The organism is Nonomuraea sp. CA-143628, assembly GCF_050942315.1.
Lineage (GTDB): Bacteria > Actinomycetota > Actinomycetes > Streptosporangiales > Streptosporangiaceae > Nonomuraea.
In genome coordinates this window covers 11,603,471-11,626,664 of record NZ_CP192072.1, presented here as the reverse complement: position 1 = coordinate 11,626,664, position 23,194 = coordinate 11,603,471, and the positions used below count along the sequence as shown (strand labels likewise).

Genomic DNA, 23,194 nt, shown 5'->3' with positions numbered 1-23,194 from the left:
GTCGTCAGACGGGGACGACGGTCACCAGGCTTTCGAGCCCCACGAAGTCATCTGTGTTGCGGGTGTAGAGCGGCAGTCCCCGGCTCGACGCGATAGCGGCGATCATCAGGTCCATGCGCCGTGGCCGGGGATCGCGCTTCGCGTTGATCGTCAATGCGACGAGAGTGCCGTAGCGGGCTGCCGCGTCCGCGTCGAAGGGCAGCGGCTCGAAATCGACGATGGCGGCGCCTAGTCTTTCCATGCGGGCGGCCCGGACCGCCTCGTTCTTCGCCATCGCCACGCCCTGATGAAGCTCGGCCAGCGTGATTGACGTGATGTCGGCAAAGTCTGGCAGGTCGCCCAACGGGAGCTCATCGAGGTCGATGTAGACGCACGTATCGATCACCCCGCGAGAGTGGCGCTCATGCACGTCGCCGCTCCCAGGGGTCATCGTCGATGCGGTCCTCGCTGCCGAAGAACTCGTCAGCCTCCCTGCGCATTTCGGTGTAGTCCACGCGGGGAAGCCTTCGGTATTTGGCCATGAGTTCCGCTGTGCTCAAGCGCCGCTTGCGGGGCAGCGGCCGGAGCTCTGCCACCTCGACGCCGTTGCGGGTGATGTGGAACACCTCACCCGACTCCACTTGATCCATGACGGCGGCGGAGTTGTTGCGGAACTCCCGTTGGGTGATGACCTTCATGAGACCTAGTGTAGCTCCGTGTAGCTCGCGGGGCTACGTGCTCAGTGGCCCTTGTAGACCGCGGCCCGCTTCTCCTTGAAGGCCCGGGCGCCCTCGCGGGCGTCCTGGGAGCCGATCACCGGCCAGCCGATCTCGTCCGAGACCTTCAGGGCCTCCGGCTCCGGCATGCCCAGCGTGTCCCGGTACGTGCGCAGGATCGCCTGCACCGCGAGCGGCCCAGAGGCGGCGATGTCGTCCGCGATCTCCCGCGCCACCGCCAGCGCCTGCCCGTCCGGTACGACGCGGTTGACCAGGCCCATGGACAGGGCCTCCGCCGCGGTGATGGAGCGGCCGGTGAGCAGCAGGTCCATGGCGTGGCAGTACGGGATCTGCCGGGGAAGGCGGATCGCGCTGCCGCCCATCGGGAACAGCGCCCGCTTGGCCTCGAACAGGCCGAGTGTGGCCGACTCGGCCACCACCCGCAGGTCGGTCCCGACCAGCAGTTCGGTGCCGCCCGCCACCGCGTAGCCCTCGACCGCCGAGACGATCGGTTTGGTCGGGAGCTCCTCGCGGAGCAGGCCCTTCCAGTGGAAGTTGGGGATCTGGGCGGCGCGCGCCTGGACGTCGGCGTCCGTCGAGGGCTGCCCCATGGCCTTGAGGTCGGCGCCGGCGCAGAAGGTGCCCTCCGCGCCCGTGAGGATGGCGGCCCTGACCTCCGGCTCCGCCGACACGTACGCCCAGGCCGAGGCCAGGCCGATCAGCATGTCGGAGGAGAGCGCGTTGCGCGCCTCCGGCCGGTTCATGGTGACGATGACGATGTGCCCGTCGCGTTCGACCCGGCAGTGGGGGGTGGTGATCGGCAGGAGCTCCACGGACGCCTCCAGGTAACGAATCAAGCGCTTGTTAGGCAGCGATCCTACCCTGTGACGAGCCCGCGAGACGATGATGGCGGCACGACCTCGATCAAGCGCTTGCTACGACTCCGGCGCCGGGATACGCTGCCCAGGCAAAACGAGAACAAGTTCTTGTTTATCGGGGCCTCGGACCACCTGAAGAGGAGTTTCGATGGGCACGCTCGGTTTCTGGAGACTGGCGCAGGCGGATCCGGACTGGATCGCATGCGTGGACCCAGACGGTACGGAGCACCGCGCGGGCGACCTCCTCGCCCGGTCGAACCAGTTGGTGCACGGCCTGCGCGAGCTCGGGCTGAAGCCGGGAGACGGCGTCTGCGGCCTGGTGCCGAACGGCGTGGACGGGCTCGTCCTCTACCTGGCCGCGTTACAGGCCGGCTGGTACTACACGCCGATCAACTGGCACCTGACCGGGCCCGAGATCGCCTACATCGTGGCCGACAGCGAGGCCCAGGCGTTCTTCGTGCATCCCAGGTACGCCGCCGAAGGAGCAAGGGGCGCCGAGGCCATCGCGCCTGAGCGACGCTTCGCCGTAGATGATGGCGATATTCCGGGGTTCCGGCGGATCAGTGAGCTGACCGACGGGCAGCCGGACACCGCGCCCCCCGACCGTACGGCCGGGCTGACCATGCACTACACCTCGGGCACGACCGGCAAGCCCAAGGGCGTCCGGCGGCCACTGAACGGGCTCGACCCCGACGACGCCGCCGAGATGCTGTCGTTCCTGCCGGGCCTGTTCGGCATCACCCGGGGCCGGCCGAACGCGCACCTGATCACCTCGCCGAACTACCACACCGCCGTCACCCAGTTCGGCGGCACGGCCCTGCACATGGGCCACACGCTCGTCTACATGGACAAATGGGACGCCGAGGAGATGCTTCGGCTCTGCGAGAAGTACCAGGTCACGAACTCGCACATGGTGCCTACCCACTTCAAGCGCCTCCTGGCGCTGCCCGAGGAGACCCGCCACAAGTACGACCTGTCCTCGCTCAAGTGGATGATCCACGCGGCGGCCCCCTGTCCGGTGCCGGTGAAGTGGGCGATGTTCGAGTGGTGGGGCGACTGCGTCTACGAGTACTACGCGGCCACCGAGGGCGGCGGCACCCTGGCCACGCCGGAGGGCTGGAAGGCGCATCCGGGCACGGTCGGCTCGGCCTGGCCGATCAGCGAGCTGCTCATCGTGGACGACGCGGGCGAACCCCAGCCGACCGGAACCCCCGGAACCATCTACATGAAGATGCTCGGCGCCCGGTTCGAGTACAAGGGCGACCCCGCCAAGACCGCCGAGAACCAGCTCAAGGACTACTTCACCGTCGGCGACATCGGCTACCTCGACGAGGACGGCTTCCTCTACCTGTGCGACCGCAAGGCCGACATGATCATCTCGGGCGGGGCGAACATCTACCCCGCCGAGATCGAGAACGAGATCATGATCCACCCCAAGGTCGCGGACGTGGCGGTGTTCGGCATCCCGGACGAGGAGTGGGGCGAGCAGATCAAGGCCATCGTCGAGCCCGCGCCGGGCTCGGCGCCGGGGCCCGAGCTCGCGGCCGAGATCCTCGCCTCGCTGGAAGGCCGCCTGGCCCGGATGAAGTGGCCCAGGTCGATCGACTTCATCGAAGAGATGCCCCGCGAGCCCAACGGCAAGCTGCTCAAACGCAAACTCCGCGCACCTTACTGGGAGGGACACGACCGTGCCATCTGAACCGCTGGTGGCGGAGCACGTACTGGAGTTCCCCGGCGGATATGAACGCACGACCGGGCCGGTGATCGGACGCTTCCTGACCGAGCTGCGCGGCGGCCGGATCGTCGGCGTGCGGACCGCCGAGGGCAAGGTGCTGGTGCCGCCGCTGGAGTACGACCCCGCCAGCGGCGAGGCCGTCACGGAGGAGTTCGTCGAGGTCGGGCCGGCGGGGACGGTGACCGCCTGGGCATGGGTGGCCGAGCCGCGTGACAGCCACCCGCTCGACCGGCCGTTCGCCTGGGCGACGATCAAACTCGACGGCGCCGACACCGCTCTGGTGCACGCCGTCGACGCGGGCAACGCCAAGGCGCTGCGGATCGGCAGCCGGGTCTGGCCCGTCTGGCGGAGCGAGCGTACCGGTCACATCACCGACATCTCCTACTTCGCACCGGAGGTCACGAAGATCGTGTCCCCCGTGCGGGCCGAGTACCGGCTGCAGGCGGGCGGCTCGCTGCTGACCTTCCTGGAAGGCGTCGAGCGGGGCGTGTTCGTGGGCGGCCGGTGTCCGGCCTGCGACAAGGTGTACGTCCCCTACCGTGCGTCCTGCCCCCAATGCGGTGGTCCGATCGCCGACCAGCTGGAGTTGCCCGACACCGGCACGATCACCACGTACGCCATCAACAACCTGCCCGACCCGCGCGCCCCCGAAGTGCCCTTCGTCTCCGCCTACATCCTGCTCGACGGGGCGGACATCCCCATGATCGCCCTCGTCGGCGGTGTCCCCGCGCACGAGGTGCGGCAGGGCATGCGGGTCAGGGCCGAATGGGTGCCCGAGGGTGAGCGGACCAAGTCCATGCGCAACGTCCGATGGTTCACCCCCACCGGCGAGCCGGATGTGGAGCTCTGATGCGTGAGGTAGCCGTCGTCGCGTTCGCCCAGACCCGCCACACCGACCATGACGGCGGCCTGAGCGAGCCCGAGCTGATCCTGCCCGTCATCAACGAGGTCAAGGAGTCGACCGGGCTGAAGCGGTTCGGCTTCACCTGCTCCGGCAGCTGCGACTACCTCGCGGGCGCGCCGTTCTCGTTCGTCTCCGCGCTCGACGCGCTCGGCGCGTGGCCGCCGATCTCCGAGAGCCACGTGGAGATGGACGCGGCCTGGGCGCTGTACGAGGCGTGGGTACGCCTGCAGCACGGCGACATCGACTCCGCCCTCGTGTACGGCTTCGGCAAGTCGTCACTCGGCGACCTGCGCGAGATCATGACGCTCCAGCTGGACCCCTACTATCTGGCGCCGCTCGGCCTCGACCAGCTCTCCTTCGCCGCCCTCCAGGCCAGCGCGGCCGGCGCCGAACGCAAGGAGCTCGACGAGATCGTCCGGCGCAGCCGGGCCGACGGCCGGAGCAACCCGTACGCGCTCGACCTGCCCGAGGACATGGGCGAGGAGTACGCGGTCGAGCCGATCAGGAAGTCGGACGTCGCCCCCATCACGGACGGCGCGGCGGCCATCGTCCTGGCGGCCGGCGACCTGGCCAGGGAGCTGTGCGCCAGACCCGCGTACATCAAGGGCATCGCGCACCGCATCGAGCCGCACTATCTGGGCACCCGCGACCTGGCCAGCTCGGTCTCCGCGGCCGACGCCGCACGGGCCGCGGGGGTCGGCAAGGGTCCCGTCGATGTGGCGGAGCTGCACACGCAGTTCGCCCACGAGGAGCCGATCCTGCGCCGGGCGCTGGAGCTGCCCGACGGCACGGTGATCAACCCGTCCGGCGGCCCGCTCGCCGCCAATCCGGTCATGGCCACCGGCCTCATCCGCATCGGCGAGGCGGCCCGGCGCATCCACGACGGCACGGCCGCCCGCACGGTCGGCCACGCCGCCGGCGGCCCCTGCCTGCAGCACAACCTTGTGACCGTCCTGGAGGCATGAAAATGGGCAACAGGTGTGCCGTGATCGGCGTCGGTCAGACGCACTACACGACCAAGCGCAGGGACGTGTCGATCGCCGGGCTGGTCCGCGAGGCGGCCGTCCGGGCCCTGGAGGACGCCGGGCTGACGTTCAAGGACATCGACGCGGTCGTCGTCGGCAAGGCGCCCGACCTGTTCGAGGGCGTGATGATGCCCGAGGCGTACCTGGCCGACGCGCTCGGCGCGGCCGGGAAGCCGATGATGCGCGTGCACACCGCGGGCAGCGTCGGCGGCTCCACGGCGCTGGTCGGCGCGAGCCTCATCCAGGGCGGGGTGCACGACCGGGTGCTGGTCGTGGCCTTCGAGAAGCAGTCGGAGTCCAACGCCACCTGGGCCCTGTCCACCCACCTGCCGTTCAGCGCGTCGCTGGTGGTCGGGGCCGGCGGCTACTTCGCGCCGCACATCAGGGAGTACATCCGCCGGACCGGCGCGCCCGAGCACATCGGCCACCTGGTGGCGGTCAAGGACCGGCTGAACGCCCTCAAGAACCCCTACGCCCACCTGAAGATCCCCGGCATCGACCTGAAGATGGTCGAGTCGACGCCCATGCTGTGGGAGCCGATCCGCTACCTGGACACCTGCCCGTCCAGCGACGGCGCCTGCGCCATGGTCCTGTCGTCGGAGTCGGCGGTCACCGGCACGCCCGCGTGGCTGCACGGCACCGCCATGCGCTCCGAGCCGATCTTCCGCGCCGACCGCGACACGGTCAGCCCGCAGGCGGGCAAGGACTGCGCGGCCGACGTCTACCGGCAGGCGGGCGTCACCGACCCGCGCCGCCAGATCGACGTGGCCGAGGTGTACGTCCCCTTCTCCTGGTACGAGCCGATGTGGCTGGAGAACCTGGGGTTCGCGCCCGACGGCGAGGGCTGGAAGCTCACCGAATCGGGCGCCACCGCCCTCGACGGCGACACCCCGTGGAACGCCTCCGGCGGCGTGCTGTCGAGCAATCCGATCGGGGCGTCGGGGCTGATCAGGTTCGCCGAGGCCGCGCTCCAGGTACGCGGGACGGCGGGGGAGCACCAGGTGGACGGCGCCCGGCTGGCGCTCGGCCACGCGTACGGCGGGGGAGCCCAGTTCTTCGCGATGTGGATCGTCGGACGGGAGAAGCCCTGATGGAGTTCAACCACGCCGACCTGTTCGAAGGGATCGTGGACGCGGTCGGCGACCGGATGGCCGTCGTCTGCGACGACGAGCGCCGCACCTTCGCCGAGCTGGACGCCGAGGCGAACCGCATCGCCCACTACCTCCAGGACCTCGGGATCAAGCCCGGCCAGCACGTCGGGCTGCACCTGTACAACAGCATCGAATACGTCGCCGGGATGCTCGCCGCGCTGAAGATCCGGGCGGTGCCGATCAACGTCAACTACCGCTACGTCGAGGCCGAGCTGCTCTACCTCTACCGCGACTCCGACATCCGGGCGCTGATCTACGACGTGGAGTTCGAGCCGCGGGTGTCGGCGGTCATGGGGGAGGCGCCCCTGCTGGAGCACCTGATCTCGGTAGGCGGCCAGTCGTCCGTCGCGACCGCCGTGCCGTACACCGAGGTGCTGGAACGCGGCGCGCCCACGCGCGGCTTCGAGCCGCGATCCACGCAGGACGTCTACATCATCTACACCGGCGGTACGACCGGCATGCCCAAGGGCGCGATGTGGCACGTCGAGGATCTGTTCGTGGCCTTCGGCGGCGGCAACCCCTACGGCGATCCGCTCCCGACGCCGCAGGCGGTGATCGACCAGGCGGCGGCCGCGAACCCGCCCATGGTGATGATGGCCGCCGCGCCGCTGATGCACGGCGCCGCGCAGATGGGCACGTTCGTCAGCTGGTGGATGGGCTCGACCGTGGTCTACGTGCGCAAGTTCAGCGCCGACGCGGTGTTACGGGCGCTCGCCCGTGAAAAGGTGGCCACGCTGAGCATCACCGGCGACGCCATGGCCAGGCCACTGGCGGAGGCGTTGGAGAGCGGCGACTACGACATGTCCTCACTCATCGCGCTCAGCTCGACCGGGGCCATCCTCACCGGATCCGTCCGCGACCGGCTGCAGGCGGCTCTGCCCCACGTCATGATCCTCGACAGCTTCGGCTCCACGGAGTCCGGCTACACCGCCTCCGGGGTGGCGGGCTCCTCACCCGAGGCGGGCCTGCGCTACCAGCCGAACGCCACGTCCGGCCTCGCCGTGCTCGACGAGAAGCTGCGGCCCGTCGAGCCGGGCTCGGGCGAGCTGGGCACGGTGGCCAAGTCGGGGCCGATCTCGTTCGGCTACTACAACGACGCGGAGAAGACCGCCCGTACGGTCGTCACCGACGCCGAGGGCACCCGATGGCTGCTGACCGGCGACCTGGCCAGCGTCGACGCCGACGGCACCGTGAAAATCTTCGGGCGCGGCTCCCAGTGCATCAACACCGGCGGGGAGAAGGTCTTCCCCGAAGAGGTGGAAGCGGTGCTCAAGGGGCATGACGCCGTCTTCGACGCGGTGGTGACCGGGATACCGGACGAGCGGTGGGGCAACCGGGTGGCGGCCGTGGTCGAGGCGCGCGACGGGGTCGAGGTGACGGCGGACGAACTGGACGCGCACTGCAGGCAGCGGTTGTCGGGGTACAAGGTGCCTCGTACGTACGTGTTCGTGGACGAGATGGTCCGGTCACCGGCGGGCAAGGCCGACTATCGGTGGGCCCGGCGGCAAGCGGAGTCGGGCGGCTCGTAAGCCGGGGGTTCAGCGGCTCGCGCCTCCTCGTGGTGGCCCAGCTCGGTCCGGCAGAAGTCGAGCCGGGCCTGGGCCACGGCGCGGAGCAGTTCGTCCTCGATCACCCTGGTGCCTCGGTGCAGCACGACGCTGGCCTCCAGCATCCGCCCCACCTCGATCAGGGCCTCTCCGAGCATGAGCATCCCGTTGGCCAGATGGCCCATGAGGACCGGATCGCCGGACGGGAAGCGCTCCAGCGTCGCCACCGCCTCACCCAGCGGCCGCACCGCGTCGGCATGCCTGCCCTGGCGCATGAGCGCGGCGGCTTCGGCCTGGGACCAGGCGATGGCCTCCAGCGCGTCGTGCGGCCGGTGGAGCGCGGCCAGCGTCGCGCCCAGGACCGCGTACGTCATGGCCGCGCCGACCGGCTCGTCCAGCTCGTCGCAGAGATCGGCGGCCCGCTCGACCTGCGCCAGAGCCTCCACAGTCCGTTGCCGCCCGAGCAGCGACCTCGCGTGGACGCACAGGCAGCGCACCAGCGTGCCGCGTTCCACCTCCCCATCCGGGTCGCCCAGCAGCGGCCGGAGCGCTGCCTCGACCTGGTCGCCGAGTCGCGCGGACGGCTCGGCCGCCGCCTCCTCCAGCAATCCGTCGAGCCGGGCCGTGAGCAGCGACAGCAGCGCCGACCGTACGGCGGGCCGCTCGCTCGACCGCCGCAGGACGTCCAGCATCCGCAGGAGGTGCCCGGCCGATCTGGCCGGATGGTCGTGTACGGCCAGCACGAGCGCGTCCAGACCCTCGGTCTCGGCCAGGAACCGCTCGGCCACGACCTCCGGCCCGAGAGGCGCCAGTCTCCCCTGCGGACCAGACCGGCCTGGGAAGAGCCGGGCCAGCCAGTCGCCCAAGGCCAGACTGCGGTCGTACGTCTGGGATCCCGACACTGTCGGCAGCAGTTCCCGCAGCTCTTGGCGGGTGGGCGTGGTGAGCGTGACCAGGGCCACCGCCTGCCGGGCCGTCACGGCGTCCACCGGCTCGTGCCCGTCGGGCCATACCGTCATCCACTGTTGCTGCTCGTACATCAGAAACCGGCTCAGCAACTCCCCGCCCTCGACGTCGTCCCCGCGCAGCCGCATCAGGGCGGCCAGGTGGACGCGCAGCGGATCGCCGTACCCCGGATCGTCGAGAGCGGGCAGGACGGCCCGGGGCGACGCGAACGCCCGCATGGCCGCCGCCGCGTGCCCGATCCGCTCGGCGGGCGTCAGCGGACGGTCGTCAAGCCGGACGGTGACGCTGTTCAGCCCCTTCGGCAGGACGTCGAGGTCGGGCAAGCCGCGGGTGAGCAGCAGGATCCTGATCCGGTGGCGGAGCCGCCGACCTGTCAGGTGCCCGATGAGTTCGCCGATCGCCCCCGGTTCCGGGTGGTCGACGGCGAGGAGGGTGGGGCGGAAGACGTCGAGGCGGGTGGCGCAAGGGTAAGGGGTGGTGAGGAAACCGGCGTCCCAGCCGGCCTCGGCCAGCTCCGTGCACAGCTCGCCCGCCAGCCGGGTCTTACCCGTGCCGCCCCGGCCCGTCAGCACCGCGATCGACAGCGGCGCCGGGTCGTCGGCCCAGGCGCGCAGCGTCGTCAGCTCCTCGCGGCGCCCCAGAAAGGGCACGACGGCGTGCTCCGGCACCAGCAGCGGCCAGTCAGGGCAGCCGGGCGGCAGCGGTTCGCGGGCGCGCCGCAGGAGGCTCGGCAGAGAGTGGACCTCGACGACGCGCTCGACCCCGAGGCGGTGCGGTGGCCTGTCCATGGGGCCCGCCTAGTCGCTACGTCCCGATGTGTCGTCCCCCGACGAGGGTGCCACCACTATCCCATCCGGGCTCGCCCCCGGGCAGGAAATTGCCCCGCTTACTATGCTTACCCACCCGTGACCAGGACGGGCAGCTGCTACGCCTTCTCGCCCGTGAGGAGGGCGGCCAGGCCGAGGTAGACGAGGCCGCTGCCGATGTCGAGGCGGCGCCGCGCCCGCGTGGAGCGGCGGACCCGCCCGGCCAGGGCCGAGGAGAGCAGCGCGTACGTGCCGTCGGTGGTCATCCCGAGCCCCATCCAGAGCAGCCCGAGCACCAGGATCTGCGGCGCGACCGGCCCCGCCGCCGGATCCGTGAACTGCGGCAGGAAAGCCAGGAAGAAGATGGCGGTCTTGGGGTTGAGCACGTTGACCACGAAGCCCTCCCAGAACATCCGCCGCTTGGAGTGTGTCTCCACCTCAACTGTTTCCTCGGCCGAGGCGGAGGTCCTGTTCATCAGCTTGCGCACCCCGAGCCAGACGAGGTAGGCGACGCCCGCGTACTTGATCACGGTGAACGCCGTGGCGGAGGCGGCCACCAGCGCGCTGATGCCCAGGGCCGCGGCGACCACGTGCACCACCGAGCCCGCGTGCACGCCGAGCACCGAGACCAGGCCCGCCGACCTGCCTTGCGCGACGCTTCTGGTGACGATGAACAGAACCGCGGGACCGGGCACCAGGAGGAGGGCCAGGGTGGCCGCGCAGAAGAGAGCGAGCGTCGCGAAATCCGGCATGTCGCCCATGGTAGGCGTGCGCCCCTCATCGCGGTCAACGGGATTCCGCGCCGTCACGGCGTCACGACGGATGGCAGGCGCCCTAGCTGCGGCCATCGCATTTCCGCGCGATGGGTCAGACGCTCTCCACCAGGGCCGACAGCAGCGCCTCGGTGGCCGGCGGGTGGGGCGGGTCGCCGTAGACCGCCGCGTACACGTGCCTGATGGAACCCGGAATCGGCGCCACCTCGACGTCCGGATGCCGGTGCGCGCTGAGCGCCAGCCCGGGCAGCACGGTCAGCCCCATCCCCGCCGCCACCAGCGCTTGTACGGCCACGATGTCGTCACTGGTGAAGGAGATCCGCGGCTCGAACCCCGCCTTGGCGCAGATGTCGAGCAGATGGCTACGACACCGGTCACACCCGGCGATCCACGGGTCCCCGGCGTGTTCCCCCAAATCCCCCGTGCCGCCGGAGGACACCAGGTAACTCGGGTCGTCGAGCAGGTGGATCATCTGGATCCCCGGGTCCTCCGGCGCCGTGTCGTCGTAGCGGAACATCACCGCCACATCCACCCGCCCGCTCCGCAGCAGCCGGAGCGCCTCCGGCGGCTCGGTCTCCGTGAGGTGCAGCCGCAGCCCGGGATGCGAACCCGCCAGCCGGGTCGCCGTCCTGGGGATGAAGGTACCCAGCGCCGAGGGGAACGCGGCCAGCCGGGCTCGCCCCGAGCGCAGCCCCACGTGCGCGGCGAGCTCGTCGGCGGTGGCGTCGAGGCGGCCGAGGATGTCGTCGGCCCGCGTGGTGAGCAGCTTGCCGGCCTCCGTGAGCCGGATGCCCCGTCCGACGCGCTGCACGAGCTTGGCCCCGGTCTCGGCTTCGAGACGGGCGAGGTGGTGGCTGACCGACGGCTGCGAGTAGTGCAGCTCCTTGGCGGCGGCGGTCAGCGATCCCGTACGCGCGACGGCGACGAGGACGCGGAGCCGTACGACATCCAGCATTCATCAACCATATCTATTGATGAGCCACAAAACTTCTGTTGGACCTATGGATCTCGACGTAGCACCGTAATAGGGGAGAAGGAGGTAAATATGGACACGGTGCTGATTCGGCCGGGGCTCGGCGCCCTCGTGTCGGACATCGGCGACATCACCGCCCGCCGTCTCGCCCCGAGGGAGACCGCGTTCGCGGTGGCGGACCTGCTCCGCCCACGGCTGTCCAGGCTCGACCTGCTCACGGCGGAGGAACGGGCGGGCTCGTCCGAGACGTACGTGTCCCAGCCGCTGTACGCGTGTGACGACTTCTCGATCGTGACAGTCGTATGGCGGCCGGGCCAGTACACGGTGATCCACGACCACGTGTCGTGGTGCGCGTTCGGCGTGATCAGCGGGATCGAACACGAGACGCTCTACCGGGACATGGGGGACCACCTGCTGGAGATCGGGCAGGCCGCCAACCTGCCGGGCGAGGCCAGCGGGTTCGCGCCGCCCGGCGACATCCACAAGGTGATCAATGTGAGTGACGAGGTCGGGGTGTCGGTGCACGTGTACGGGGCCGATGTGAGCAGGCTCGGCAGCAGCGTGCGCCGGGTCTACGACCTGCCCGTCAGAACGCCGGCCTAGTCACCGGCTCTCACCGATGAGTTCTCGCCTGCGGAGCGGTCAGTACCCAGGTAGGCCCATCGAGGAGAAGCCATCATGGAACCGATCACCGAACTGGACGCCAGATACAGCGCCGAGGGTGCCACCGCGACCGAGTGGGCGCGGGCGCTCGACACCCTGGAACGCGCCCAGACATTCTGGCTGGCCACTGTCCGCCCTGACGGCAGCCCGCACGTCACGACCCTGCTGGCCGTCTGGCACGACGGCATGCTCTGCTTCTGCACCGGCGCGGGCGAGCAGAAAGCCCGCAACCTGGCGTCCAACCAGCACTGCACGCTCACGACCGGCACCAACTCGCTGGAGGAGGGCCTCGACGTGGTCGTGGAAGGCATCGCGGAGCGGGTCACCGACGCGGGCCGGCTCAAGCGGCTCGCCGACGCCTACGTGGTCAAGTACGGCAGCGACTGGCGCTTCGAGGTGGGCGACGACTCCTTCCTGAACCGGGGCGGAGACCGGGTGCTGGTGTTCGCCGTGTCCCCGGCCAAGGCGTTCGGCTTCCGCAAGGGCGACTTCAGCCAAACCCGCTGGCGTTTCCAGCACGGCTAGCCTTCCGCAAGGGCGCTTCCGGCGCGGCACGGCGTCCGCGAGGGCGACCGCGTCGGCGGTCCCGGCGCGGCTAGGCTGAGCCGTATGCCGGCAGAGCGCCCCAAGCGGGCGGACGCGCGCCGCAACCACGACGCGGTTCTGGCAGCGGCCAGGAAGCTGTTCGCCGAGCGTGGCGTGGACGCGCCGCTCGACGACGTCGCCCGCCAGGCCGGGGTCGGCAACGCGACGATGTACCGGCACTTCCCCACCCGCCAGGACCTGATCATCGCCGTCTACGCCGACGAGGTGACCGAGCTGTGCGAGAGCGGCGACGCCCTCCTGGCGGCCGGTTCACCGGGCGACGCGCTGCACGAGTGGCTGGGCGCCTTCGTCGCGCACGTCGCCGGCAAGCGCGACCTGGCGCTGGCCCTCCCGCGCGACGGCTCGGCGCTGTTCGGCGAGTGGCACGAGAAGATGCTGGCCACCGCCTCTGCCCTGCTCACCAGGGCCCAGGAGGCGGGCGAGGTCCGGCCCGATCTGACCGTCCGCGAGCTGATGACCCTCGCCAACGCGATAGCGCTGACCGGCTCGGACCAGTCCGCACGGCTGCTCGACCTGCTCAGGTACGGGACGGCCGGCAGGCACTGACTCGCCCAAAACAGCCGCTGACTCGCCCAAAACAGCCGCTGACTCGCCCAAAACAGCCGCTGACTCGCCCAAAAGCCGTACCGACGCGGCCAAAGTAGGAAAAAATGTACAAGCGTTGAGATCTGTGGGCTAGTCCTTTACTCTCAGCCAGAGGCGCGCGTCAGCCGCTGGAAACGGGAGGCACGGCAATGCTGAAAGTGATCGGCGCGGGGTTCCCGCGTACCGGAACCAGCTCGATGAAGGCCGCGCTGGAGCGGCTCGGGTTCGGCCCCTGCTACCACATGTTCGAGATCCTGACCAACCCCGAGCACGCCGACCGGTGGGTGAAGGTCACCTCCGGCGAGCCGGTGGACTGGGACCAGGTGTTCGACGGCTACCAGTCGGCCCAGGACTGGCCGGCCAGCGGGTTCTGGCGCGAGCAGGCGGCGGCCTACCCCGACGCCAAGGTCATCCTGACCGTCCGCGATCCCGCTCGCTGGTACGTCAGCATCCAGAATCTCTTCTCCATGGGCCCCGGCCGGACCATGTCCATGGACCCGTCGACGCTGCCACCCGCCGCGGCGAAGATCTTCGAGGGGATGCAGAAGATGCAGCCCGTCATGAGCGCGATCGGGGAGGACGCCTTCGGCCAGGGCTGGACTCCCATGGGCGGCATGCCCGAGGAGAAGGTCGCCATCGAGGCGTTCGAGCGCCACAAGGCCACCGTCGAGGCGAGCCTGCCCGCGAGCCGGCTCCTGGTGTTCGACGTGCGCCAGGGGTGGGAGCCGTTGTGCGAGTTCCTGGACGTCGAGGTTCCCGATGAGCCGTTCCCGCACCTCAACGACTCCGAGTCGCTGCAGCGCAGGATGGGCGAGCTGATGGAGGGGAAGTTCCCTTCGTCCATCGAGGAGGTCCGCTAGATCCGACCCCCTGCCCGGCCTCTGGTGGTGCCTGAGCCAGTTACCATCGGAGGCCAGCAGGAGGGGGTGGGCCCATGTCGACCGATGAGATCGCCGGCCAGGCGTGGGAGAACGAGAGCAAGGGCCAGCGCACGCGCCGCCGGATCCTGGAGGCCGCCCGCCGCACCTTCGGCGAGGTCGGTTACGAACGCGCCACCATCCGCGCGATCGCGGCCGAGGCGGAGGTCGACAAGTCCTCGGTCATCCAATACTTCGGCACCAAGCAGGAGCTGTTCCGCGAGTCCCTCGACTTCTGCCTCGACGTCGATTCCCTGACCACCGACGACCCGGGCCGCTCCGCTGAAAACTACCTGCGCGCCATGCTCGAGCGCTGGGCCGCCGTCCCCGACAGCCCGATGGCCGTACTCCTGCGCACCAGCATGACCAGCCAGGAAGCCGCCCAGATGCTCCGTGAACACGTGACCTCGGAGGCGATCGACCGGATCGCGGCCGGGGTCCACGGTCCCGACGCGCGCCTGCGGGCGGCGCTGGCGGGCGCGATGATGTTCGGCATCACCGTCCACCGCCACCTGGTGCGCATGCCCGACCTGGCCGAGGCCGACCTCGACGACGTCCTCCGCCTGGCCGTGCCGCTCATCCGCTCGCTGCTCGAGGACGCCGACGCCTGACTTCGGATCGCGGAACGCTGCGGCCGGGAGGTCATGTCCGGAGCCCGAGGGAAGGGTTATCCGCGTTCGACGCGAGCACCGGCCGGTCGGGGCAGGTCGGGCCGGTGCCGACGGACCCGGTCGCCCATCGGACCGTGTTCCCACAGCGGGTCGACGACGCCAAGGGGGATGCTCAGTTTCGGTAGTCCGATGATCGGATCGACCGGCATCCGATCCAGATGGGATATCAACCAGCCGGGGGCGCTGGGAGAAATCTCGTATTCGCCCCAGCCGACCACGCCGACGCATTTCCTGGTTCCGGTCCGAACGTGGGTTCCGTCGGCCCTGGTGATGGTGCGAGGGCTCGGTACCCGGCTGTCCACCACATCGATGCCCTCGATGTGCCGCCATGCCAGGCGCACGCGTGATCCGTACGCGTCTTCCATCTCCACGCCTTGAGCTGAGAAGCGTATGACCGTGTCAGCGGCCATCTGCCGGTATTTGGCCAGCCGCACGCCAATGGCGATCACTGCCATCACCGCGGCCAAGAACACCAGGCCGATTTGGGGCCCTGGGACGGACCTGGCCAGCACGGATATCGGAATCAACATGACAAAAGGGCTGAGCGAGCGGGCAATGGTCGAGAGAGAGAATTCGCGCATCATGCGAAACTCATCCATCACCCAAAACTGCGCCTTGGTGACATATGTGTCAATACGCCTGGTGCTCGGGTGATCCAGTCAGAGGCGTAGCTCCTGGTCCGGGCGGGCGGTGAAGTGCACGCCGGCGAACTGGCCGCGCCAGGCGGTGACCTCGGCGGCGACGTTCTCCCCGTCCAGGGCACGGGCGATGAAGGAGGCCAGCGCGGGCATGTCGGTCTCGCCCATGCCCAGCCGGACGATCTCCGGGGTGCCGAGGCGCAACCCGTTGGCGTCCCCGGCGATGGGCGCGGCGGGCAGGCCGATGCCGCAGGCGAGCAGGTTGCCGGCGCGCAGCCGGCGGGCGGCGTGCTGCCCGCCTCCGTACGGGTGCGCGAGCACGGCGAACTGGTGCGAGCCGGTGGCGCCCCGGTCGGCGGCGAACACCGGCACGTCCAACGCCCGCAGTTCGGCGGCCAGCCGGGTGGCTACCGCGACCATGGCCCGGGCGTACGCCGTCCCGGTGACCTTCCAGTCGAGCATCGTGACGGCGAGTGCGGCGACCCTGCCGGCGTCGAAGTTCGCGGTCAGGCCGGGATAGGCGATGGCGTCGAGACGCTGTGCCAGCTCGGCGTCGTTGGTGACGATCAGGCCGCCGGGCGGCCCACCGAGGCTCTTGTACGTGCTCATCGTGATCAGATGCGCACCCTCGTCGAGCGGGTTCGGCCACACGCGTCCGGCGAGCATGCCGCACATGTGGGCGGCGTCGCAGAGCACCCGCGCCCCCACCGAGTCCGCGATCTCGCGGACGGCGGCGATCGGGTGGGGGAACAGGTTGAGGCTTCCGCCGATGGTGATCAACGGGGGACGGAGCCGTTCGGCCAGCTCCCCCAGGGCCGGGATGTCCACGGTGTAGCCGTCCTCGGCGACCGGCGCGGGGATCGTGGTGAGCCCGTACCGGCCCGCGGCCCCTTCGGCGTGGTGGGTTACATGGCCGCCGATGCTCGCGGGCGGGGCGATGATCGTGTCGCCGGGGCGGCAGGTGGCCATGAACGCGTAGAGGTTGGCCAGGGCACCGGACCCGACCCGCACCTCGGCGAAGCCCGCGCCGAAGACCTGAGCCGCCAGCTCCGCGGCGATGATCTCGATCCGCTCGATGGCCTCCAGGCCCGTCTCGTACTTCTCGCCCGCGTACCCGAGCGAGGCGCGAGTGCCGAGCCCGGCCGACATCAGCGCCTCGGCTTGGGGGTTCATGACATTCGTGGCGGGATTGAGGTTGACGCACTCGGCGTTGTGGATCCGGTCGTTCCACCGCACCAGCCGGTCGATCTCGCTGAGCGTCTCGGAGGCGGGCTGACCGTCCAGGGTTTCGCATATCCCCTGAACCAGGCGCTCGGTCAGTGCCGGAACCCACGGGCGAGGACGCATCACGCCGGCACCCCCATGACCGCGCGGAGCACGCGCATCACGTTGCCGCCGAGCACCTTCCTGATGTCGCTCTCGGCGAACCCGCGTCTGACCATCACCTCGGTGATCTTCGGGAGGTCGGCGGGCCGTTCGATCTCGGCCGGGGTGAACCCGCCCTCGAAGCCCGGTACCAGCTGCCAGCCGTCGAACGCCTTCTGGAAGTAGTCCTCGATGAAGTCGGGCCCGATGCCGACGTGGTCGACGCCGGCGACCGCGACCATGTGCTCGATGTGGTCGACGACCCGCTCCGCGCTGGGGTTCTCCGAGTCGATGAACATGGGGATCGCGGCCGCCACACTGATGACACCGCCCAGCTCGGCGATGCCCTTCATCTGCTCGTCACCGAGGTTGCGGTGGATGTCGGTGATCGCCAGGCAGGCCGAGTGGGTGGCGAGGAACGGCCGGGTGGCCAGCTTCAGCACGTCCTCGACGCCACCCAGCCCGAGGTGGCTGATGTCGAAGACGACGCCCAGGCGCTCCATCTCCTGGAACGCCTCGATGCCCTGGGGCGTCAGGCGGCTGCGCGAGGTGTCGTCGAACCCGCTGCCGTCGGCCAGGAACGTGCGGCCGTAGTGTGCCATCGACACGACCCGGACGCCGACCCGCTCCATGGTCCGGATGAGGCGGGGATCCTGGCCGATCGCGTGCGCGCCCTCCAGAGCGATGATCATGGCGATCCTGCCGGTGGCGAGGGCCGCGTCCACGTCCGCCGCGGTCAGGCAGATCGCGACGTCGTCCGCGTTCTCCGCCGCCAGCTCGTGCATCCGCTCGATCAGGAGCAGCGTGCGCCGCAGGGCGCCCTCACTCTGGAACTGCTCCTCGATGCAGATCGGCAGAACCTGTACGTTCACCCCACCGGCGCGGAGCTGCGGCAGCCAGTACTCGGCGAAATGCTGCCGCCGGTAGCGCTGGTCGTAGTGGTCGACCAGGAGGATCAGGTCGTTGTGCGTGTCGACGACGGTGGCGTTCTGGTGCAGGGCGCGCGCGTCCATGCGGGAGACCTCCTCGGGTGGCGGCTGGTTGCGACCGAGACTAGGAACGGCCGCGCCCCGCCCGACATATGCAGATGTCGCAGATCAATACCCGGATTTCCGACCAGCGTCCCGTCCGCGGAGCGGCGCGGCGGCGGCACAATGGCGCGACGTTATCTCAAGGAAGGCCGGGTCGAGGTGTCGAAGCGACAGTTGCCGCGATGGTCCCAGATCCGGCCCCTACTGCGGTGCAGGCCGTTCGTCGCCGACCCCGTCGCGCGCCGGCTGAGCCGCGCCCACACCATCGCCGACCTGCGGGAGCTGGCGCGCCGCCGGGTCCCGCGCGCGGTCTTCGACTACGTCGACGGCGCGGCCGAGAGCGAGATCGGCATCGGCCGGGCGCGGGACGCCTACCGCGACATCGAGTTCCACCCGCGCGTACTGCGTGACGTCAGCTCGGTGGACGCGTCGGTCGACATCCTCGGCAGGCCGAGCGCCCTGCCCCTCATCCTCGCGCCGACCGGTTTCACCCGGCTGATGCACCACGAGGGCGAGACGGCCGTGGCGCGGGCCGCGGCGGCGGCGGGCATCCCGTACGCGCTGTCGACCATGGGCACCACCTCCGTCGAGGACCTCGTGAAAGCCGTGCCCGGCGGCCGCGTCTGGTTCCAGCTCTACCTCTGGCGCGATCGCGAGGCCGGCAAGCGGCTTGTCGGGCAGGCGCTGGCGGCGGGCGTCGAAGCGCTGATCCTCACCGTGGACACGCCGGTCGGCGGCGCCAGGATGCGAGACGTGCGCAACGGGCTGACGATCCCACCCACGTTGTCGCCCCGCACGCTCGCCGGCATGGCGCTGCACCCGGCGTGGTGGGCCAACCTGCTGACGACCGGGCCGCTGGAGTTCGCCTCGATGACGTCGTGGAACGGGACGGTCGAGGAGCTCGTGAAGCAGATGTTCGACCCTGGGGTGGGGCCGGACGACCTGGCGTGGCTGCGGGAGGAGTGGCCGGGCAGGCTGATCGTGAAAGGCGTGCAGAGCGTTGCGGACGCCGAGCTCGTGGTCGAGGCGGGCGCCGACGCCGTCGTCGTGTCCAACCACGGCGGCCGCCAGCTCGACCGGGCGCCCACCCCGCTCGAGCTCCTGCGGCCCGTCGTGGACGCCGTCGGCGACCGCGCCGAGGTGATCATCGACACGGGCATCTCGACGGGCGCCGACCTCGTGGCCGCCCGCGCCCTGGGCGCGTCGGCCGGCATGGTGGGCCGCGCCTACCTGTACGGCCTGATGGCCGGCGGCGAGCGGGGCGTACGCAGAACTCTCGACATCCTGAGCCAGGAGACCATCCGTACGCTGCGGCTCCTCGGCATGCCCCGCATGGCGGACCTGACCGGCGAGCACGCATCACTGAGAACCAAGCATCACTGAAAAAGAGGAGAACGCATGAGTGAGGTGCCGGCGCGTCCGTCGCGCCCGAATTCGGAGCACGTGGCGGCGACAGGACGCCGGGGGATGATCTCGACCTCCCATCCGGCCGCGACGCAGGCGGGGCTGGCCGCTCTCAGGGCGGGCGGCAGCGCGGTGGACGCCTACCTCGCCGCGGCGGCCGTGCAGACCGTGGTCGAGCCGACGATGACCACGCTGGCCGGCGGCCTGGTCGTCACCGTGTACGACCCCGCGACCGGCCAGAGCCGCGCGGTGGCGGGCGTCGGCGCCCCGCCGGCGGCCGAGGACGGCGATCTGGATGAGGCGGCTCGTTCGTCGGGTCGGACGGTGGTGACTCCTGGGTGGGTGCGTGGTGCGCATGCTGCTTGGCAGCGGTGGGGTCGGCTGGGGTGGGCGGAGTTGTTCGGTGATGCGTTGCGGGCGGCTCGTGAGGGTTTTGTGGTTGATCAGTTGTTGTGGGGTTGGGCGTTTGAGTACCGCACGGTGGCGGGTCGCTACGCGGCGGGGCGGGAGGTGTGGTTCCCGGGTGGGCGGATGTTCGGTGTGGGGGAGGTGCTGCGTCAGCCGGCGTTGGCGCGCACGATCGAGCAACTCGCGGAGCAGGGGCCGGGGTACTTCTATGAGGGCGAGTTCGCGCGCCGGTATGTGGAGACCGCTCGCGCCGCGGGCGGTCGGATCACGCTCGACGACATGGCCGCCTGTTCGGCCGTCGACCTCCCCCTGACCCCGCTGCCGGTGGCCGGCGGCTACGAGCTGCACACCATCGGACCGCTTCACGCGCTGATGCTGAGCCTTGCCCATCTGGCGGGGCCGGACGACCGGCTCTACCGGATGATGCGCATCGTCGAGGAATCCTGGCAGTACGGCCTGACCTCGATCCCGAGGAACCTGGACGAGGCGGCCGCCGCGGTCTCCCCGGAGGCGGCGGAGCAGCTGCTCAAGCAGGTCGTGGAGGGTCCGCCGCGCCCGTTCGACGCGATGAACATGGGCACCAACGCCATCGTCGCGGCCGACGAGTCCGGCATGATCGCGTACGGCACTCACTCCGCGAGCTCCACCGCCTTCGGCGTGGGCTTGATGGCCGAGGGCGTGATCATGCCGCGCCCCATCACCCTGTACGCCACGCCCATGGTCCCGATCCCCGCAGGCTGGGCCACCTCCCTGCTGGCGCTGCGGGACGGCCGGCCGGTCTTCGCGGCCGCCTCGCCGAGTATCTCGGCTCTGCAGAACGTCTTTCAGAACAGCGTGAACGTCCTTCAGCGTGGCATGAGCCCGGCTGAGTCGGTCCATCAGCCGATGTTCGGCGCGTCGCATTATCCGAGTCGGCGTCCCATGGTCGAGGCGACCGTGGGCGAGGAGGCGATCGCCGAGGTGGAGCGCAGAGGGCTTGGCGTGACCCGGGTCTCTCCGTGGGAGCCGGAGATGGGCAGCTGCCAGGCCATCGCCTTCACCGAAGACGGCGTCCTGCACGGCGTCGCCGACCCCCGCAGGCTCGGCCGCGCGGCCGGTCACTGACGTCATGCGACAGGTGCAGAGTCCGCGGGCCGGGCTTTACGACGCCTGTCGTTAGGACCGGCGCGCCGCCTGTACGAGGCTGATGAGCGTGATCAGGAGAACGCATGAGTGAGGTGCCGGCGCGTCCGTCGCGCCCGGATCCGGAGCACGTGGCGGCGACGGGACGCCGGGGGATGATCTCGACCTCCCATCCGGCCGCGACACGGGCGGGAGTGGCGGCACTGGAGGCCGGTGGCAGCGCGGTGGACGCCTACCTCGCCGCGGCGGCCGTGCAGACCGTGGTCGAGCCGACGATGACCACGCTGGCCGGCACGATGCTGATCTCCGTGTACGACCCCGCCACCGGTCAGAGCCGGTTCCTCAGCCACCTGGGCACGAAGCCGGCGGCCGAGGACGGTGATCTGGATGAGGCGGCCCGCCTGTCCGGTCGGACGGTGGTGACTCCTGGGTGGGTGCGTGGTGCGCATGCTGCTTGGGAGCGGTGGGGTCGGCTGGGGTGGGCGGAGTTGTTCGGTGATGCGTTGCGGGCGGCTCGTGAGGGTTTTGTGGTTGATCAGTTGTTGTGGGGTTGGGCGTTTGAGTACCGCACGGTGGCGGGTCGCTACGCGGCGGGGCGGGAGGTGTGGTTCCCGGGTGGGCGGATGTTCGGTGTGGGGGAGGTGCTGCGTCAGCCGGCGTTGGCGCGCACGATCGAGCAACTGGCCGAGCAGGGGCCGGACTACTTCTATGAGGGCGAGTTCGCCCGCCGGTATGTGGAGACCGCTCGCGCCGCGGGTGGCCGGATCACCCTCGACGACATGGCCGCGGCCGAACTCGTGGACACACCTCTGGCGCCGTTGCCGGTGGCCGGCGGCTACGAACTGCACACCAGCGGCCCCCTCTACGCGCTGATGCTGAGCCTTGCCCATCTGGCGGGGCCGGACGACCGGCTCTACCGGATGATGCGCATCGTCGAGGAATCCTGGCACCACGGCCTGACCTGGAACGCCAGTGGCTTTCGCCTCGCCGCGTCCGGGGAGATGGCCGACCGCGTCTCGCCCGAGGCGGCGGAGCAGCTGCTCAAGCAGGTCGTGGAGGGTCCGCCGCGCCCGTTCGACGCGATGAACATGGGCACCAACGCCATCGTCGCGGCCGACGAGTCCGGCATGATCGCGCACGGCACCCATTCGGCCACCTCTACCCCGTTCGGTGTCGGCCTGATGGTGGACGGGGTGATCGTGCCGCGCCCGATCTTCCTGTGCGCCGACCCGGTCGTGCCGATCCCTGTCGGCTGGTCCACTTCCCTGCTGGCGCTGCGCGACGGCCGTCCGGTCTTCGCGGCCGCCTCACCGAGTATCTCGGCCTTGCAGAACGTCTTCCAGAACAGCGTGAACGTCCTTCAGCGCGGGATGAGCCCGGCCGAGTCGGTCCATCAGCCGATGTTCGGCGCGTCGCATTATCCGAGCCGGCGTCCCATGATCGAGGCGACCGTGGGCGAGGAGGCGATCGCCGAGGTGGAGCGCAGAGGGCTTGGCGTGACCCGGGTCTCTCCGTGGGAGCCCGAGATGGGCAGCTGCCAGGCCATCGCCTTCAGCGAAGACGGCGTCCTGCACGGCGTCGCCGACCCCCGCAGGCTCGGCCGCGCGGCCGGCCACTAGACCAGCACACTAGCGAGAGGAACCGACTCAGTGACCACACACACCAGCCGGCCAGCGACGGACCGGGTGCGGGTCCGCCGCCGCGCCGAGCGCGCATCCTACGACCAGGACCTGGTGTGGGAGATCCTCGACGAGGCGCTGCTGTGCCGCGTCGCGTTCATCGACGACGGCGTGCCCTACGTACTTCCGACACTGCACACCCGCCAGGGCGACACGCTCTACTTCCACGGCTCGCAGCAGAACCGCATGCTCGACCGGATGCTGGGCGAGACCGTCTGCGTGGAGGCGACCGTCGTCGACTCGCTCGTGCTGGGCCGGTCGGTGTTCCAGAACTCGATGAACTACCGCTCGGTCGTCGTCCTCGGCACCGGGCACGAGATCCTCGACCGGGACGCCAAGCTGGAGGCGATGCTGGCCCTCGTGGACCGCCTCATGCCGGGCCGGGGGCCGGAGCTGCGCCCGCTCACCGAGGCGGAGCTGGGCAGCACCCGGATCATCGCCGTCCCCTTGGACGAATGCTCGGCGAAGGTGCGTACCGGGCCGCCCGTGGACAGGGAGGCCGACTACGACCTGCCGGTGTGGGCGGGCGAGCTGCCGCTGCGGATCGTCCCCGGCACACCCATCCCGGAACCGCATCTCACCCCCGGCATCGAACCGCGGGACAACCTCGTGTCATGGGGAAGCGGACGCTCCGGCGTCTGAGGAAAGGACG

At 70.2% G+C, this 23,194-nt stretch carries 23 protein-coding genes; 14 read left to right on the top strand and 9 right to left on the bottom strand.

Annotation, left to right across the window (positions count from 1 at the left end; translation table 11 throughout):
* Positions 1–4: 4 nt before the first annotated feature.
* From ACQP2T_RS52540 to ACQP2T_RS52530, 3 genes are read right to left on the bottom strand one after another with little or no spacing between them, the layout of a single operon-like run.
* Positions 5–409, bottom strand: coding sequence for a type II toxin-antitoxin system VapC family toxin (locus ACQP2T_RS52540; protein ID WP_433512299.1), 405 nt, complete (start codon positions 407–409; stop codon positions 5–7).
* Positions 402–677: a type II toxin-antitoxin system Phd/YefM family antitoxin gene (locus ACQP2T_RS52535; RefSeq protein WP_433512298.1), complete on the bottom strand. Its 276-nt coding sequence runs from the start codon at positions 675–677 to the stop codon at positions 402–404. The genes ACQP2T_RS52540 and ACQP2T_RS52535 overlap by 8 nt, the downstream gene beginning before the upstream one ends.
* A gap of 41 nt (positions 678–718) precedes the next feature.
* Positions 719–1,528, bottom strand: coding sequence for a crotonase/enoyl-CoA hydratase family protein (locus ACQP2T_RS52530; RefSeq protein ID WP_433512297.1), 810 nt, complete (start codon positions 1,526–1,528; stop codon positions 719–721).
* A gap of 193 nt (positions 1,529–1,721) precedes the next feature.
* On the opposite strand from ACQP2T_RS52530, the gene ACQP2T_RS52525 reads away from it, so the two are divergent.
* Genes ACQP2T_RS52525 through ACQP2T_RS52505 form a run of 5 tightly spaced genes read left to right on the top strand, consistent with a single transcriptional unit; the run spans position 1,722 to position 7,917 of the window.
* A complete protein-coding gene (locus tag ACQP2T_RS52525) occupies positions 1,722–3,272 on the top strand; it encodes an acyl-CoA synthetase (protein ID WP_433512296.1) in 1,551 nt (516 codons plus the stop codon).
* Positions 3,262–4,158: a Zn-ribbon domain-containing OB-fold protein gene (locus tag ACQP2T_RS52520; protein ID WP_433512295.1), complete on the top strand. Its 897-nt coding sequence runs from the start codon at positions 3,262–3,264 to the stop codon at positions 4,156–4,158. The genes ACQP2T_RS52525 and ACQP2T_RS52520 overlap by 11 nt, the downstream gene beginning before the upstream one ends.
* Positions 4,158–5,177 carry a thiolase domain-containing protein gene (locus ACQP2T_RS52515; RefSeq protein WP_433512294.1) on the top strand — a complete coding sequence of 340 codons (1,020 nt, stop codon included), beginning with the start codon at positions 4,158–4,160 and terminating at the stop codon, positions 5,175–5,177. The genes ACQP2T_RS52520 and ACQP2T_RS52515 overlap by 1 nt, the downstream gene beginning before the upstream one ends.
* A 2-nt stretch (positions 5,178–5,179) precedes the next feature.
* Complete coding sequence (locus ACQP2T_RS52510; RefSeq protein WP_433512293.1) at positions 5,180–6,328, top strand: thiolase domain-containing protein; 1,149 nt, start codon at positions 5,180–5,182, stop codon at positions 6,326–6,328.
* Positions 6,328–7,917 (top strand): acyl-CoA synthetase, encoded by a 1,590-nt coding sequence (locus ACQP2T_RS52505; protein ID WP_433512292.1) that lies wholly within the window; start codon positions 6,328–6,330, stop codon positions 7,915–7,917. The genes ACQP2T_RS52510 and ACQP2T_RS52505 overlap by 1 nt, the downstream gene beginning before the upstream one ends.
* Here ACQP2T_RS52505 and ACQP2T_RS52500 read toward each other — a convergent pair.
* From ACQP2T_RS52500 to ACQP2T_RS52490, 3 genes are all read right to left on the bottom strand, one after another.
* Complete coding sequence (locus ACQP2T_RS52500) at positions 7,875–9,689, bottom strand: hypothetical protein (protein ID WP_433512291.1); 1,815 nt, start codon at positions 9,687–9,689, stop codon at positions 7,875–7,877. The genes ACQP2T_RS52505 and ACQP2T_RS52500 overlap by 43 nt on opposite strands.
* Before the next feature lie 137 nt (positions 9,690–9,826).
* On the bottom strand, positions 9,827–10,459 hold the full coding sequence (locus ACQP2T_RS52495) for a LysE family translocator (protein ID WP_433512290.1): 633 nt from the start codon (positions 10,457–10,459) through the stop codon (positions 9,827–9,829).
* A gap of 115 nt (positions 10,460–10,574) precedes the next feature.
* Positions 10,575–11,435, bottom strand: a complete 861-nt coding sequence (locus ACQP2T_RS52490; RefSeq protein WP_433512289.1) for a LysR family transcriptional regulator — start codon at positions 11,433–11,435, stop codon at positions 10,575–10,577.
* Positions 11,436–11,525: 90 nt separating this feature from the next.
* On the opposite strand from ACQP2T_RS52490, the gene ACQP2T_RS52485 reads away from it, so the two are divergent.
* The 5 genes from ACQP2T_RS52485 (at position 11,526) to ACQP2T_RS52465 (ending at position 14,835) form a co-directional block, all read left to right on the top strand.
* Complete coding sequence (locus ACQP2T_RS52485; RefSeq protein WP_433512288.1) at positions 11,526–12,056, top strand: cysteine dioxygenase; 531 nt, start codon at positions 11,526–11,528, stop codon at positions 12,054–12,056.
* A 75-nt stretch (positions 12,057–12,131) separates the two neighbouring features.
* Positions 12,132–12,641: a pyridoxamine 5'-phosphate oxidase family protein gene (locus ACQP2T_RS52480; RefSeq protein ID WP_433512287.1), complete on the top strand. Its 510-nt coding sequence runs from the start codon at positions 12,132–12,134 to the stop codon at positions 12,639–12,641.
* A gap of 84 nt (positions 12,642–12,725) precedes the next feature.
* Complete coding sequence (locus tag ACQP2T_RS52475) at positions 12,726–13,268, top strand: TetR/AcrR family transcriptional regulator (protein WP_433512286.1); 543 nt, start codon at positions 12,726–12,728, stop codon at positions 13,266–13,268.
* Between the two features lie 188 nt (positions 13,269–13,456).
* The gene (locus tag ACQP2T_RS52470; RefSeq protein WP_433512285.1) at positions 13,457–14,167 is read left to right on the top strand and encodes a sulfotransferase family protein; all 711 of its coding nucleotides are present in this window, start codon (positions 13,457–13,459) and stop codon (positions 14,165–14,167) included.
* A gap of 74 nt (positions 14,168–14,241) precedes the next feature.
* Complete coding sequence (locus ACQP2T_RS52465) at positions 14,242–14,835, top strand: TetR family transcriptional regulator (RefSeq protein WP_433512284.1); 594 nt, start codon at positions 14,242–14,244, stop codon at positions 14,833–14,835.
* A 56-nt stretch (positions 14,836–14,891) separates the two neighbouring features.
* On the opposite strand, the gene ACQP2T_RS52460 is transcribed toward ACQP2T_RS52465, so the two are convergent.
* From ACQP2T_RS52460 to ACQP2T_RS52450, 3 genes are read right to left on the bottom strand one after another with little or no spacing between them, the layout of a single operon-like run.
* Positions 14,892–15,494, bottom strand: coding sequence for a hypothetical protein (locus ACQP2T_RS52460; protein ID WP_433512283.1), 603 nt, complete (start codon positions 15,492–15,494; stop codon positions 14,892–14,894).
* A 60-nt stretch (positions 15,495–15,554) separates the two neighbouring features.
* Positions 15,555–16,880: a serine hydroxymethyltransferase gene (gene glyA, locus ACQP2T_RS52455; protein WP_433519945.1), complete on the bottom strand. Its 1,326-nt coding sequence runs from the start codon at positions 16,878–16,880 to the stop codon at positions 15,555–15,557.
* Positions 16,880–17,911, bottom strand: a complete 1,032-nt coding sequence (locus ACQP2T_RS52450; protein WP_433512282.1) for a dipeptidase — start codon at positions 17,909–17,911, stop codon at positions 16,880–16,882. Before ACQP2T_RS52450 ends, glyA begins: the two co-directional genes overlap by 1 nt.
* A gap of 141 nt (positions 17,912–18,052) precedes the next feature.
* On the opposite strand from ACQP2T_RS52450, the gene ACQP2T_RS52445 reads away from it, so the two are divergent.
* The 4 genes from ACQP2T_RS52445 (at position 18,053) to ACQP2T_RS52430 (ending at position 23,184) form a co-directional block, all read left to right on the top strand.
* On the top strand, positions 18,053–19,312 hold the full coding sequence (locus ACQP2T_RS52445; RefSeq protein WP_433512281.1) for an alpha-hydroxy acid oxidase: 1,260 nt from the start codon (positions 18,053–18,055) through the stop codon (positions 19,310–19,312).
* 15 nt (positions 19,313–19,327) lie between these two features.
* Positions 19,328–20,845, top strand: coding sequence for a gamma-glutamyltransferase (locus ACQP2T_RS52440; protein WP_433512280.1), 1,518 nt, complete (start codon positions 19,328–19,330; stop codon positions 20,843–20,845).
* 104 nt (positions 20,846–20,949) lie between these two features.
* Positions 20,950–22,482, top strand: coding sequence for a gamma-glutamyltransferase (locus ACQP2T_RS52435; RefSeq protein WP_433512279.1), 1,533 nt, complete (start codon positions 20,950–20,952; stop codon positions 22,480–22,482).
* A 30-nt stretch (positions 22,483–22,512) separates the two neighbouring features.
* Complete coding sequence (locus ACQP2T_RS52430; RefSeq protein WP_433512278.1) at positions 22,513–23,184, top strand: pyridoxamine 5'-phosphate oxidase family protein; 672 nt, start codon at positions 22,513–22,515, stop codon at positions 23,182–23,184.
* Positions 23,185–23,194: the final 10 nt, after the last annotated feature.